Source organism: Cellulomonas fimi ATCC 484, assembly GCF_000212695.1.
In the GTDB taxonomy this organism is placed as follows: Bacteria; Actinomycetota; Actinomycetes; order Actinomycetales; family Cellulomonadaceae; genus Cellulomonas; species Cellulomonas fimi.
This window is the reverse complement of sequence record NC_015514.1, coordinates 3854338-3868600: the sequence shown is the minus strand read 5'-3', so window position 1 is coordinate 3868600 and position 14263 is coordinate 3854338. Positions and strand designations below refer to the sequence as shown.

Below are 14263 nucleotides of genomic sequence, written 5' to 3'. Positions count from 1 at the left end.
TATGTCCGATGTTGCCGCACCCGGCGTGGCGCGCCGACGATGGGCGGACCGGACCCGACGGAAGGCGGACGCGTGCACGAGGACGAGCTGGTCTCCCCCATCCGGCGCGGCGCGCACGACATCGCGCGCGACCGCGAGCGCATGCGCCGCCGCCGCGTGTACCGGCTCGCGGTCGTCGTCCTCGCGCTCGAGGCGTACGTCATCGTGAGCGCCCTGCTGGGCCGCGAGATCGTCCCGTCGGTGCCCGCGGTCGACCCGCTCGTGCTCGTGCCGGTGCTGTTCTTCGCCGCGCTGCTGCTGCTGATGGTCGGCACGCAGGTCGGCTCCGCCCGGTCGCCGCACGTCGTCTACCGGCCCGAGCAGGTCGACGTGCGCCTGGCGGACGTCATCGGGATCGACCCCGTCAAGGAGGACGTGCGGCGCTCGATCGACCTCTTCCAGACGCACAGGCAGTTCGCCGACCAGATGGGCGGCACCCCGCGCCGCGGTCTGCTGTTCGAGGGGGCGCCGGGCACCGGCAAGACCATGACGGCCAAGGCCATGGCCGCCGAGGCCGGCGTGCCGTTCCTGTTCGTCTCGGCGACGTCGTTCCAGTCGATGTACTACGGCGCGACGGCCCGCAAGATCCGTGCGTACTTCCGGGCGCTGCGTCGTGCGGCGCGCGCCGAGGGCGGGGCGATCGGGTTCATCGAGGAGATCGACGCGATCGCGCTGCGCCGCGGCGGGCTGCTCGGGTCGTCCTCGCGGACCGTGCTCGGTGCCGCCGGAGGTGCCCGGCCCGGGACGGTCGTCGACGCGGTCGTCAGCGAGGGGACCGGCGGCGTCGTCAACGAGCTGCTCGTCCAGATGCAGTCGTTCGACGAGCCCACGGGGACGGACAAGCTCGTCAACCGGTGCATCGCCGCCGTGAACCTGTTCCTCCCCGCGCACCGGCAGCTCCGCCAGCGGCGTCCCGGGCAGGCGCCGGTCCTGCTGATCGCCGCGACCAACCGTGCCGACTCGCTCGACCCCGCCCTGCTGCGCCCGGGCCGCTTCGACCGCCGCCTGACGTTCGCCGCGCCCGACGCGCACGGCCGGCGCGCGCTCGTCGACCACTTCCTGGCCCGCCGTTCGCACGACGAGGAGCTCGACGACCCCGTCGTGCGGGACCGCGTCGCCGCGTCGACCAACGGCTGGACGCCCGTGATGATCGAGCACCTGCTCGACGAGGCGCTCGTCAACGCACTGCGTCGCGGCTCGCTCACGATGTCCTTCCAGGACGTCGAGACAGCCCGCATCACCGAGATGGTCGGCATCGGGCAGCCCGTCCACTACACGCGCGCCGAGCAGGAGCTCATCGCGACGCACGAGGCCGGCCACGCCGTCACCGCCTGGCTCGTGGCGCCCAACCGCAGCCTCGAGGTGCTGACGATCGTCCGCCGCGGCGAGGCGCTCGGTCTCCTCGCGCACGGCGACTGCGAGGAGGTGTGGACCCGGTCCCAGGGCGACCTGCGTGCCCTCGTGCAGATCGCGATGGGCGGCTGGGTCGCGGAGGAGCTGTTCTTCGGCCAGACGACGACCGGCCCCGCGGGCGACCTCGCCGCCGCGACGCGCACCGCCGCGCAGATGGTCGGCGCGGCGGGCATGACCGGCTCGCTCGTGTCGTTCCTCGCGACCGACAAGCCGCTCGTCGACGCCGTGGTGTCCGACCCGCGGGCTCGCGCGCAGCTCGAGCAGGTGCTCGAGGACGCGCGCGCGACCGTGCGGCGGCTGCTGTCCCGGCACCGCTACCTCGTCGAGGCCCTGCGCGACGCGCTGCTCGAGCGGCACGAGCTCATCGGCCGCGAGATCACCGACGTGCTCGTGCAGGCGCACGCCGAGGCGACGCGCGACGCGGACCTCGTCGTGCCGCCGCCCCTCGCGGAGGAGCCGTACCGCCCGGCGCCGTTCGGCCGTGCCGTCGTCGCCCCGGCGGTGCGCCCCACGTCGACCGACTGAGGGCCCGCCCGGCCGCGAGGGTCGGACTGCCGGGGCCAGGCTGCCCGCGTCGGGCCGCGGACGTCGGGCTGCGGACGTCGGGCCGCGGACGTCGGGCCCGGGCGTTAGCGTGGGCGACCGTGCCCGAGGGTCATACCGTCCACCGCATCGCCCGTCAGCTCCGCCGCGACTTCGTCGGCCACCGGATCGCCGTCACGTCCCCGCAGGGGCGGTTCGCCGCCGGCGCCGAGCGCCTCGACGGGCGTGAGCTCGTCGGCGTCGAGGCGGTCGGCAAGCAGCTCTTCGCGACGTTCGACGGCGGCGACGTCCTGCGCGTCCACCTCGGGCTGTACGGCGCGTGGGACTTCCACGGGGTCGTCTCGCCGATCGTCGACGGTCAGGTGGCCGTGGGCAGCATGGGAGCGCCGCGCCTGCGGCGGGCGGTGCGCATGGGCGAGGGCGAGCACGAGCTGCGCGGCGGCGCCGACGCCCCCGTCTTCCCGCCGGAGCCCGTGGGCGCGGTGCGCGTCCGGCTCGCGACGACGCAGTCCGTCGCCGACCTGCGCGGCCCGACGGCGTGCGAGGTCCTCGACCCGGTCGCGGCGCAGGCCGTGGTCGACCGGCTCGGCCCGGACCCGGCGTCCACCGACGACCTCGACGCCGCGCAGGAGGTCGTCGTGCAGCGCGTGACGTCCCGCACCGTGGCGGTCGGCCAGCTCCTCATGGACCAGTCCGTCGTCGCGGGGATCGGCAACATCTACCGCGCCGAGCTGCTGTTCCGCGCGCGGCTCGACCCGCACACCCCCGGCCGGCGCGTGCCGCCCGACGTCGTGCGGGCGCTCTGGCGGGACTGGGTCGTCCTGCTCGACGACGGCATCCGCGTAGGCGCCATGATCACGCGCGAGGACCTCGACGCCGAGGGGCGCGCGCAGGCGCTCGCGGACCCGAGGCAGCGGCACTGGGTCTACGGCCGCGCGGGTCTGCCGTGCCGCGTCTGCGGGACGCCCGTCATCGTCGAGGAGATGGCGACGCGCAAGCTCTACCACTGCCCGGTCTGCCAGCGCTGAGTCCCGCGGCCCGGCGGTGCGCCCCGGGCATCGGGAGGCCGGTCAGTCGGGGAGCGGGAAGGTGCGCTCGCCGACGGGGAGGTCGACCGCGACCGTGTTGGCGCGCGTCGCGAGCGGGCACGCCCACGACGGGTCGTACGCGCACGACGGGTTGTACGCGAAGTTCAGGTCGACGACCAGCAGCCCGCGTGACGTGCCGAGGTCCGCGCCCTTGATCGTGTCCAGCACGTACCGGCCGCCGCCGAACGTGCCGCCCGGTGCGCCTGCGAGCGCGTCGCGCACCGGCACGAACAGCCCGCCGCCGTACGACCGCAGCGCCCAGACCGCGAGCGTCCCGACGTCGGGCAGCGTCACGGTCCCCACGCGCTCGAACGGGACGACGCCGTCGGTCCCCGTCGTCAGGTCGAGGCGCTGCGACTCCGAGGGCTCGACCTCCACCTCGAACCGGAACGCCGCGTCGTAGCGTCCGACGTCCAGGCCCGCGAACGCCGCGCGTGCGGGGGCGTCGAGCGGGGACGCAGGGTGCTCGGCGAAGAGCTCGTCGCGGCGCTGGACCCACACGGCGTGGGCGCCCGCGGGGTCCTCGCGCGCGAGCCGGCGCACGGTCGTGTAGGTCTCGGTGACACGCCGCCGCCAGTCGGCGACGGCGAGCGCGTCGGCGGCCCGGGCGGACGGGGTCGTCGGTCGGTGCGGCACCCTCCCACCCTCGCACGCCGTCCCCCCGCCCGCCCCGCCTCCCACACCCCCTCCCCACCCCACCCCCGCTCACGCCACCCCCGGCGTCGAGTTCGTCAGCTCCGGTCGAGTTCGCGCGCTCTAGCTGACGAACTCGGCCGGGGCTGACGAACTCGGCCGGGTCTGACGAACTCGACCCGGGGGGACGGGCGGCGGGGGGCCGGGAGGGGCGGGAGGGGCGGGGGTGGCGTGCGAGGGGGTGGGGTGGGCGTGTGAAGGTGGGGGCATGGATCTGCGCATCTTCACCGAGCCCCAGCAGGGGGCCACGTACGACGACCTGCTCGCGGTCGCGAAGGCCACGGAGGACCTCGGGTTCGACGCCTTCTTCCGCTCGGACCACTACCTGACGATGGGCGGCGACGGCCTGCCGGGGCCGACGGACGCGTGGACGACGCTCGCGGGGCTGGCCCGCGAGACGAGCCGCATCCGGCTGGGCACGCTCGTGTCGTCGGCGACGTTCCGGCACCCCGGGATCCTGGCGATCCAGGTCGCGCAGGTGGACCAGATGTCGGGCGGGCGGGTCGAGCTCGGGCTCGGCACGGGCTGGTTCGCGCAGGAGCACGCGGCGTACGGCATCCCGTTCCCGGAGAAGCGGTTCGGCATCCTCGAGGAGCAGCTCGCGGTCGTCACGGGCCTGTGGGGGACGCCGGTGGGGGAGACGTTCTCGCACGAGGGCGCGCACTACACGCTCACGGACTCGCCCGCGCTGCCCAAGCCGGTGCAGCAGTCTCCGCTGGACCCGTCGCGCGCGGGAGTACCGGTGATCGTCGGCGGCAGCGGCCCGCGCCGCACCCCCGCGCTCGCGGCGCGCTACGCGGCGGAGTTCAACCTGGCGTTCCCCGCGTTCGACGAGATCGCCGACAAGCTCGCGAACGTCGACCGGGCGCTCACGGAGGCGGGCCGGGCGCCGGAGAGCCTCGTGCGGTCCGCGGCGCTCGTGCTGTGCGCCGGCGCCGACGAGGCTCAGGTCGCGCGGCGTGCCGCGGCGATCGGGCGGGAGGTCGACGAGCTGCGCGAGCACGGCGTCGCAGGCACGGTCGACGAGGTCGTGGACCGGCTGGCGTGGCTGCGCGAGCAGGGCCTGTCGCGCGTGTACCTCCAGGTGCTCGACGTGCACGACCTGGACCACCTGGACCTCGTGGCGCGTGAGGTCGTCCCCCGGCTGGGCTGACCTCAGGTCGCCCGGTCGGGCGCGCGCGGAGTCACCTGACCGGGGCATCTGTGTCTCGGCACGCGAGACGCGCCGGTGCGGGAGGCGGACGTCCACGAGCAGGGCGGCTCGCCTCCCGCACCCGTCCCTACCTGCGCCGCGACGCTTGTCCGTTCATGTCCTGTTCGTCCGCGTGAACCCGGATTGTGATCCGGCGCACATCGGACGTGCGTGGACACATCCGACAACCCTCCGTACGTTCGAAGTCATTCACGGGGCGGCGACGCCCGCCGGGAGCCACCCGCGCACCATGGCTCCCGCGGCGTCCCGCCTTGTGCGGCCCGGCGCCAGCGTCGCCGTCGCATCGGGGTGGTGAGCACACACCACCCCGCTCGACCGGACGACCACAAGGGGGCGCCAACGTGGCCACCACGTTCGACAGGCTCGTGATCGAGCCGCGCAGGACAGAGTCCGAGCGCATCAGACCCACCAGCACACCGGAGAACGTCGAGGCGCAGAGCCCGTCGCTGCTGCTGCTGGTCCTCCTCGCCGCGGCGGGGGTCATCATCTACGCCGTCTTCCTGCTCAACCCGGCCAACCGCGGCGACTGGCTGCCGTACACGATGGTCATGGTCGCGGAGACGATCCTCGTGCTGCACGCCCTGCTGGCGATGTGGACCGTGCTGTCCAGCGGGCACAACCCGCGGACGTTCGCGTTCCACCTCGCGCAGGACCGGCTGTACGACCTGGCCGAGATCGTCCGCGAGAAGGCCGAGAGGCGGCCGCAGGACTGGCGGATGCACCTGCAGGAGTGGCCCGTCGACATCGACGTGTTCATCACGACCTACGGGGAGGACCTCGACACCATCCGCCGCACCGTCTCCGCCGCCGTGGCCATGCAGGGCAGGCATGACACGTACGTGCTGGACGACGGCCGGTCCGACGAGGTCCGCGACCTGGCGGCCGAGCTCGGCGCCCGGTACGTGCGGCGGCTGTCGAGCAACGGCGCCAAGGCAGGCAACATCAACCACGCGCTGTCGCTGACGCGCGGTGACTTCTTCGTCGTGTTCGACGCGGACTTCATCCCGAAGCCCGAGTTCCTGCACGAGACCGTGCCGTTCTTCGCCTCGGACGACGTCGCGTTCGTCCAGACGCCGCAGACGTACGGCAACCTGCACACGGTCATCTCGCGCGGCGCGGGCTACATGCAGGCGGTGTTCTACCGCTTCGTGCAGCCGGGCCGTAACCGGTTCAACGCCGCGTTCTGCGTCGGCACCAACGTGATCTTCCGCCGGGCCGCGATCGACTCGGTCGGCGGCATCTACTCCGACTCGAAGTCGGAGGACGTGTGGACGTCGCTCATGCTGCACGAGAAGGGCTGGCGGACGATCTACATCCCGACCACCCTCGCGGTCGGCGACACCCCCGAGACCGTCGAGGCGTACACCAAGCAGCAGCAGCGGTGGGCGACGGGCGGCTTCGAGATCATGCTCACCCACAACCCGCTGTCGCCGCGGCGCAGGCTGACGATGGACCAGCGCCTCATGTACACGGTGACGGCGACCCACTACCTCACCGGCATCGCGCCGCTGCTCCTGCTTCTGGTGCCGCCGCTGCAGATCTTCTTCGACCTCACCCCGATGAACCTGACCATCACGCCCCTGCAGTGGGCGCTGTACTACGCCGGGTTCTACGTCCTGCAGGTCGTCCTGGCGTTCTACACGCTCGGGTCGTTCCGGTGGGAGGTGCTGCTGCTCGCGTCGGTGTCCTTCCCGATCTACACGCGGGCCCTGGTCAACGCGCTGCTGCGCCGCGAGCAGAAGTGGCACGTGACCGGCCAGAAGGGCGCCTACCGGTCGCCGTTCGCGTTCATGATGCCGCAGGTCCTGTTCTTCGTCCTGCTGCTGCTGACGACCGTGGTCGGGGTCTGGAAGGACCTCGGCAACGGCTACCTGAGCCTCGCGCTCGCGTGGAACGCCACCAACACCCTCATCCTCGGCGGCTTCGTCGTGACCGCGTGGAAGGAGGGGCACGCAGGCCGCCTGGCCGCACGGGCCGAGCAGCGCGCCCGCCGGCTCGCCGAGACCGCAGCCCCCACCACCGCGTCCGACACCGCCCGCCCGCAGACCGCTCTCACCGGAGGTGCCGCATGACCTGGGGAAGCCGCATCCGCCTCGCCGTGGGCGTGCTCGTCGTCGCCGTGCTCGCCGCACTGGCGACGTACCAGCTCAACGAGACACGCGGGGTCGCGCAGTCGAACTCCGCGCAGATCCTGGCCCGCTCGTACAGCGTCGGGACGCCCTACGCGGGCCTCGTCGTCGACCAGCTGGTCGACGTGGGCGACACCGTAAAGACGGGCGACCCGCTGTTCGTCATCGACTCCGCCACGCTGCAGTACGACATCCGCAACGGCTTCGCCCGCCAGGCGACCGAGGCGACGCAGATCGACGCCGGAGGCCGCCTCGTCGTCCTCGCCACGGGCGACGGCACCGTCACGACGATCGGCTCGGAGCGGGGCACGTTCGTGCAGTCCGCGAGCGAGCTCGCGACCGTGCAGCGGGCCGGGACGCTGTACGTCCAGGCCGAGTACACGCTCTCCGCGAAGGAGTACGCACGCGTCCCCGACGGGGCCGACGTGACGATCGTGCTGCCCAACCAGCGCGAGATCACCGCGACCGTCGACAAGAACACCGTCGAGACGGTCAACGGTCAGGCGCAGGCCGTCTTCACCATCAAGGGCTCGTCCCTCAAGGAAGGCGCGCAGGACGGGCTCGTGTCCGCGGGGACGCCCGTCACCGCCGAGCTGCACCTGGAGAACGACGGGGTGGTGACCCGCGCCGCCGACTCCGTGAAGGGCTACCTGGAGGGGATCTTCGGATGACCGCACGCACCGACCTGCCCACGAACCTGCCGGCGGGCGCCACGTCCCGCCGCCGACGCTGGGTGGTGGTCGCCGTCGCGGCGGTGGCGGTGCTGGCCGTGGGGGCCGTCGTCGCCCTGGTCGGCCCGTGGGGGCGCGCCGACGCCCCCACGGCCGACCGGGCCGGCGGCTCCGCCCCGGAGGTCCGGCTCGAGGGTCCGCCCGACGCGACGCCGCCCGACCTCGACACCGCGGCGCTGACCGCGGGCGTCGAGCAGGCGTCGGTCGCGAAGATCGACCCGGTGCGCCTGGCCGACGGGGTCGTCCCGCCGACGAACCGCTGGTACAGCGGCCTGGTGTTCGGCGAGGAGTCGCAGCCGGTGTTCGCGCAGCCGGTGTCGTTCGCGCTCACCGGGTCCGGGTTCACGCTCGGCGTGCCGGACCCGGTCGCGAGCGACAAGGCGGTCGTGGGGCCGCACGTGCCGGCCGTCACGGTCGACGCGGGCGCCGCGTCCGCACAGGTCAGCGCCGCCGACCCGGTGAGCGTCACGATCGACCTGCTCGACGCCGCCGGCGCGGTGCTCGGGCACGTCGTCCTCGCGGAGGGTTCGCCGTTCGTGAGCCTGACGGCCGAGCGGGAGCTCACGGTCGCGTCGTCGGCGCAGGCGGGGTCGTTCGAGGCGTCGGGCGACGGGCCGGCCACGGTCACGGTCGCGGGCACCGAGTGGGCGCTCGTCGGCGCCGACCCGGACGGCACGCTCGCCGCCGGGTCGACCGCGACGTGGTACCCGGTCCCGCAGGACGCGGACGCCGACGCGGCCGCGACCCTCGCGGAGGCGGCCGCCGACCCCGTGACCGGTGTCGACGTCACCTACGGCGTGGACGACGACGTGGCCCGCACGACGCTCACGTACCGCACCGCGGGCGGCGCGCCGACGGCCTACGTGCTCGCCCCGCACCACCGCACCGGCACCCAGCCGGAGCGCGACGGCTGCGACCTCGGGACGTACCCGAGCGTGTACGGCTCGCTCGAGCTGTGCGCCGGCTCGCACCTCACGGCGTTCGCGCCGACGGTCCGCCCGACGGGCAGCCTCGACCTCGACGGCGTCCCCGACGACGAGCGCACGGCGGTCGTCGACGCGCTCACCGCGGACGTCGCCGCGACCGAGCCGTTCCCGTCGGACACGTACTTCGGCGGCAAGGCCCTGTTCCGGGCCGCGTCGCTCGTCACGCTCGGCGAGCAGCTCGGTGCCGACGACGTCGTGGCCGACCTGCGCACGCGCACGACCGAGGCGCTGCGCGAGTGGGCGCAGCCGGACGGGTGCGCGCAGCGGGACGCGCGGTGCTTCGTCTACGACGCGGACGCCCGGTCCGCGATCGGCCTGACGCCGTCGTTCGGGTCGGACGAGCTCAACGACCACCACTTCCACTACGGCTACCTGCTGGCCGCGGCGGGCCTGCTCGCGGCGGACGACGCGTCCCTCGCGGACGACGTCGCCCCGGTGATGGACCTGCTCGCGGCGGACGTGGCGTCGCCGACGCCCACCGACGCGCTGCCGCAGCTCCGGTCGTACGACCCGTGGTTCGGGCACTCGTGGGCGTCCGGCACGTCGCCGTTCGCCGACGGGAACAACCAGGAGTCGTCCTCCGAGGCGGTCAACGCCTGGAACGGGCTCGGGCTGTGGGCGCAGTCGTCCGGCCAGGACGACCTCGCGACGCAGGCCGCCTGGCTGACCTCGACGGAGGCGGCCTCGGCCCGCGCGTACTGGACGGCACCCGACCTGGACGACCCCGCGCTCGACGGGTTCGGCCACGAGGTCTTCTCGATCAGCTGGGGCGCCAAGCGGGACTACGCCACGTGGTTCAGCCCCGAGCCGAGCGCGATCCTCGGCATCCAGCTCATCCCGATGGGTCCCGTGCAGACGTCGCTGGCCACGGACGTCGACCCGGAGCGGATCCGGGCGGCCGTCGAGGAGTCCGGTCTCACCGGGCCGCTCGCGGACTACGTCGTGACGTACTCGGCGCTCGCGGGCCCGGACGAGGCCAAGGCGGCGTGGGAGACCGCGGTCGACCTGCCGGAGGAGGCGATCGACGACGGCTCGTCGCGTGCGTCGATGCTGGCGTTCATCGCGTCGGTCAGGGCGAACCCGCCGGCGAGCTGACGGTGCCGGGCGCGACCTCGGGGGAGACCCCAGGGGCCCCGCCCGCGTCGCCGGGCAGCGGGTGGGCCGGCGGGCGCAGGAGCGCGCGGGCGGTGAGCACGAGCAGGACGACGAGGGCGACGTTGCGGGCCGCGAGCACGGCGGTCACGAGCGGCTCGCCCGCGAGCACCTGGTCGTACCCCCACGGGAAGACGACCTGTGTCGCCGCGGCGACCCCCGCCACGGTCCAGGCGGTCACGCGCCAGCCCGGGAGGCGCAGCGCGAGGGCGACCGCGACCGGCGGTGCGAGCCACCCGACGTACTGCGGCGTGCCGACCTTGTTGAACACGATCGTCGCGAGCACGAGCAGCATCGCGCCACGCACCACGAGCTCGCGCTGCGCGACGGCGTCCTGCCAGAACCGCGGACCGAGGTGCAGGCGTCGCCACCACAGCAGCGCGGCGCACGCGGCGAGCCCGACGACGAACAGCGCCCCGAGCGCGTCCGCGGCCCCCGCCGTGCCCGGGCCGGAGACCTCCCACGTGACGATCGGCTGGTTGAGGAACCGCTCGACCTCGTCGCTCCACAGCCCCCAGACGACCCACGGCGTCGCGCCGACGGCCTCGATCTGCAGCCCGCGGTCCTCCTGCTCGCCGAGGAACGACAGCAGGTGCGGCGCACCGCCCCCGGCGACGACGGCACCGACCACGACGACGCACACGACCGCCGCGGGCAGCACGACGTCGCGCCACGGCCGGCGCACCGCCACGACGACGGCGAGCAGCAGCGCCCCGGGGGCGACCTTGACCCAGGCGCCGACCGTGAGCAGCACGGACGACAGGCGCGGGTGCCGCAGCGTCACGGCGAGCGCGACGACGACGACGGGCGCGACGACGGCGTCGAGCCGGCCCATCGCGATCGGACCGAGCAGCGCGAGGAACCCGATCCACCACCACGCGCCCGTGGTCACGCGGGGCTCGTGCGGGTGGCGGTGCCCCGACCGGCCGACCGGGCGCGCGAGCCGCGGCGCGTGCAGCAGCACGCCGAGCGCACCCGCGTCGAGCGCCGTGACGAGCAGCGCCCACACGGTCGCGTACCCGGACCCACCGGCGGTGCCGCCCGCGGCCGCGGCGAGCATCGGCACGACCGCGCCCGCCGGGTACACCCAGTCGCCCGACAGCACCGGCCACTGGCCCTCGTGCAGCCCGAGCCACATCCAGTAGCGGTACAGCTCGAGGTCCCAGAACGCCTTCTGGGGGATCCACACGACCCCGACCCACGCGAGCCACGCGTGCACGACGAGGAACGCGACCCAGACGGCGGTCAGCGAGCGCAGCAGGCGGTGCAGGGAGGCCTCCGGCGGTGCGGGACGACGCGCGTCCGGGCGGGCGGGCGACCGTCAGGCTATCGCCGACGGCGCAGCCGCGGACCCCGTCGCCACCGGTCGGCACGCACGCCGAGGCCTGACGTCGGGCGCGGGCCGCGCACCGACGTCGGGCCCTGGCGACTCACTCCTGCGTCGGGCGCACCGGCGGCGGCGGGACCGCTCCCTGGGCACCGGGGACGGGGTAGACCACCGGTGCGTCGTCGACGTAGCCGTCACCGTCCGCGTCGACCTCGTGCGGTGCCGGCTCCGCGTGCGGCGCGGTGTCGCGCACCGGGTCCGGCGCGCCGCCCGGGACGACCCCCGTGGGCGTGGGCAGGTCGTACCTCGTGTCGTCCTCGCTCATGACGTCTCCTTCGTCGTGGCTCCCTGGAGGTGCTCGCACCTCCCACGCTGGCACGGGGGCCGGAGGTCCGCGCGTCGAGGCGCCGCACGGCCGTACCCTTCGTCCGGCGACGCGCGGCGCGGAGCACGACGACGAGGAGCGGTGATGGCGGGTCTGGGCTGGACACTGCACGCGGACGGCAAGGACGTACGACCCGGCGAGGTGGTCGCGCCCGACGAGCGGCTGACGTGGCCGCGGACCATCGGGATCGGGCTGCAGCACGTCGTCGCGATGTTCGGCGCGACGTTCGCGGTCCCGCTCATCACCGACTTCTCCCCGCAGACGACGCTGTTCTTCTCCGCGATCGGCACGGTCGCGTTCCTGCTCCTCACGGGGAACCGGCTGCCGAGCTACCTCGGGTCGTCGTTCGCGTTCATCGCGCCCGTCGTCGCGGCCACCGCGAGCGGCGGCCAGTCGGTCGCGGTCGGCGGCATCCTCGTGACGGGCCTGGTGCTCGCCGGGGTCGGCGCGCTCGTGCACGTCGTCGGCGCCCGCTGGATCGAGGTCGTGATGCCGCCGGTCGTGACCGGCACGATCGTCGCGCTCATCGGGTTCAACCTCGCGCCGGTCGCGTGGGGGTCGGTGCAGAAGGCGCCGCTGACCGCGATCGTCACGCTCGCCGCGATCGTCCTGACGACGGTCCTGTTCCGCGGCATCCTCGGTCGCCTGTCGATCCTCGTCGGCGTGCTCGTCGGCTACGTCGCCGCGCTCCTGCAGGGTCAGGTCGACTTCGCGCGCTTCCGCGACGCCGCCTGGTTCGGGCTGCCGCCCTTCACGGCGCCGTCGTTCGACGTCGAGGTGCTCGGCCTGTTCGTGCCGGTGGTGCTCGTGCTCGTCGCCGAGAACGTCGGTCACGTGAAGTCCGTCGCGGCCATGACGGGGCGCGACCTCGACCCGCTCACGGGCCGCGCGCTGCTGGCCGACGGCATCGCGACCTCCCTCGCGGGCCTCGGCGGCGGGTCCGGCACCACGACGTACGCGGAGAACATCGGCGTCATGGCCGCGACGCGCGTCTACTCGACCGCCGCGTACTGGGTCGCCGCGGGCGGTGCCCTGCTGCTCAGCCTGTCGCCGAAGTTCGGCGAGCTCGTCAAGACGATCCCCGACGGCGTCCTCGGCGGGGCGACGACCATGCTCTACGGGATGATCGGCCTGCTCGGCGCGCGCATCTGGATCCAGAACCGCGTCGACTTCTCGAGCCCCGTCAACCTGGTGCCGGCCGCGATCGCGCTGGTCGTGGGCGTCGCCAACTTCACGTGGGTCGCCGGGGAGCTGCGCTTCGAGGGCATCGCGCTCGGCACCGCGACCGCGATCGGCCTCTACCACCTCATGCGCGTCGTCGCGCAGTGGCGCGGCACGGGTCAGGAGCCCGCGACGCCCGCGTCGGTGCCGGCGGCGGACGAGCCGGCCCACTGACGTGCGGGCTCCCGCGCCCGCACGGGCGGCGCGCGGGAGCCGGCCGGGTCAGCCCTGCGCGGCGGGAGCCTCGGGGGTCTGGACGGCGCTCTCCTCGAGCGGCGTGCAGCCCTCCGGGCCGACGAGCGGAGCGGCCGGGTCGAGCAGGACCTGCTCGGTGGGCAGCAGACCCGGCCACTGCGAGCCGAGCGTGATGTCGACGCCCGCGTCCTCGCGCGCGACGAGCAGCATGTCCGCCCCGTCGACCTGCGCCGCGAGCGTGTAGGCGGCCGCAGCACCGTTGACGCCGAACGAGATGAGGGCGACGCCCTCGTACCCGGCCTCGGAGTTGGCGGTGCCGGCGACCGTGAAGCCGCGCAGCCGCAGCTCCTCCGCCGTGGCGCCGGCCAGGCCGACGGACGACGTGCCGTTGAGGACGTTCACCGAGACCTGCGCGTACGCGACGGGCAGCGCGTTCGCCGGCGGGCAGGGCCCCACGGGGGCGGCCGGCTCGGGCGGCGGCGTGCTGAAGCCGCGCGCGACGAACGGCAGCGACACGTTGCCGGTGTAGACCGCGGCGGCACCGAGACCGGCGACCGCGAGGCCTGCGAGCAGCACGCCGAAGATCACGGCCTGACGCTCGTGCATGTGCCGCCGGCGCAGGGCGCGGGCCCGGTCGACGTCGCTCACGCGTCGCCCGTCGACGGCTCGGCGGCACCCGTGGCGCGGCCGGCGGCGACCGGCTCGATCACGAGGACCCGGGCGTGCAGGACGGCACGCTGCTGCAGCGCGGCCCGGACGGCGCGGTGCAGACCGTCCTCCAGGTACATCACGCCGCGGTACTGGACGACGTGCGCGAACAGGTCGCCGTAGAACGTCGAGTCCTCCGCGAGCAGCGCGTCGAGGTCCAGCGTCCGCTTGGTCGTCACGAGCTCGTCGAGGCGCACGACGCGCGGCGACACCTCGGCCCACTGCCGGGGCGTCTCGAGCCCGTGGTCCGGGTAAGGCCTGCCCTCGCCCACCGCCTTGAAGATCACGGTGGGCAGTCTAGGTGGAGACGGCCGCGCGCCGGGCTGTCCGCGCGCATCCGGACGCGGATCACCCGCTGGGCGCACGCGACGGCGCGCGGGTACGACCGTGGTCGGACGCCGCACCCGAGGCGCCGCGCACCCCGGACGACACGGCCGCCC

12 protein-coding genes are annotated in these 14263 nt (G+C 74.3%); 7 read left to right on the top strand and 5 right to left on the bottom strand.

Annotated features, from left to right (window positions below):
* Positions 1-72 precede the first annotated feature (72 nt).
* Both CELF_RS17450 and CELF_RS17445 read left to right on the top strand, forming a co-directional pair.
* The gene (locus CELF_RS17450) at positions 73-1977 is read left to right on the top strand and encodes an AAA family ATPase (RefSeq protein ID WP_013772596.1); all 1905 of its coding nucleotides are present in this window, start codon (positions 73-75) and stop codon (positions 1975-1977) included.
* 119 nt (positions 1978-2096) lie between these two features.
* Positions 2097-3023 carry an Fpg/Nei family DNA glycosylase gene (locus tag CELF_RS17445; protein ID WP_013772595.1) on the top strand — a complete coding sequence of 309 codons (927 nt, stop codon included), beginning with the start codon at positions 2097-2099 and terminating at the stop codon, positions 3021-3023.
* 42 nt (positions 3024-3065) lie between these two features.
* Here the strand turns inward: CELF_RS17445 and CELF_RS17440 are convergent, their stop codons facing one another.
* Entirely contained in the window at positions 3066-3719 is a 654-nt protein-coding gene (locus CELF_RS17440) for a DUF1684 domain-containing protein (protein WP_041553599.1), read from the bottom strand.
* Positions 3720-3984: 265 nt separating this feature from the next.
* Between CELF_RS17440 and CELF_RS17435 the strand changes: the two genes are divergently transcribed.
* From CELF_RS17435 to CELF_RS17420, 4 genes are all read left to right on the top strand, one after another.
* Positions 3985-4929: an LLM class F420-dependent oxidoreductase gene (locus tag CELF_RS17435; RefSeq protein ID WP_013772593.1), complete on the top strand. Its 945-nt coding sequence runs from the start codon at positions 3985-3987 to the stop codon at positions 4927-4929.
* Positions 4930-5330: 401 nt separating this feature from the next.
* Positions 5331-7061, top strand: a complete 1731-nt coding sequence (locus CELF_RS17430; RefSeq protein ID WP_013772592.1) for a glycosyltransferase family 2 protein — start codon at positions 5331-5333, stop codon at positions 7059-7061.
* On the top strand, positions 7058-7789 hold the full coding sequence (locus tag CELF_RS17425) for an efflux RND transporter periplasmic adaptor subunit (protein ID WP_013772591.1): 732 nt from the start codon (positions 7058-7060) through the stop codon (positions 7787-7789). Before CELF_RS17430 ends, CELF_RS17425 begins: the two co-directional genes overlap by 4 nt.
* Positions 7786-9930, top strand: a complete 2145-nt coding sequence (locus CELF_RS17420; protein WP_013772590.1) for a glycosyl hydrolase — start codon at positions 7786-7788, stop codon at positions 9928-9930. The genes CELF_RS17425 and CELF_RS17420 overlap by 4 nt, the downstream gene beginning before the upstream one ends.
* Here the strand turns inward: CELF_RS17420 and CELF_RS17415 are convergent.
* Entirely contained in the window at positions 9905-11206 is a 1302-nt protein-coding gene (locus CELF_RS17415) for a glycosyltransferase 87 family protein (RefSeq protein ID WP_013772589.1), read from the bottom strand. The genes CELF_RS17420 and CELF_RS17415 overlap by 26 nt on opposite strands.
* 211 nt (positions 11207-11417) lie before the next feature.
* Positions 11418-11639: a hypothetical protein gene (locus CELF_RS17410; protein WP_013772588.1), complete on the bottom strand. Its 222-nt coding sequence runs from the start codon at positions 11637-11639 to the stop codon at positions 11418-11420.
* 144 nt (positions 11640-11783) lie between these two features.
* On the opposite strand from CELF_RS17410, the gene CELF_RS17405 reads away from it, so the two are divergent.
* Positions 11784-13094 (top strand): uracil-xanthine permease family protein, encoded by a 1311-nt coding sequence (locus CELF_RS17405; RefSeq protein WP_013772587.1) that lies wholly within the window; start codon positions 11784-11786, stop codon positions 13092-13094.
* A 48-nt stretch (positions 13095-13142) separates the two neighbouring features.
* Here the strand turns inward: CELF_RS17405 and CELF_RS17400 are convergent, their stop codons facing one another.
* Positions 13143-13763: a LytR C-terminal domain-containing protein gene (locus CELF_RS17400; protein WP_013772586.1), complete on the bottom strand. Its 621-nt coding sequence runs from the start codon at positions 13761-13763 to the stop codon at positions 13143-13145.
* Complete coding sequence (locus CELF_RS17395; protein WP_013772585.1) at positions 13760-14110, bottom strand: type II toxin-antitoxin system VapB family antitoxin; 351 nt, start codon at positions 14108-14110, stop codon at positions 13760-13762. Before CELF_RS17395 ends, CELF_RS17400 begins: the two co-directional genes overlap by 4 nt.
* Positions 14111-14263 lie beyond the last annotated feature (153 nt).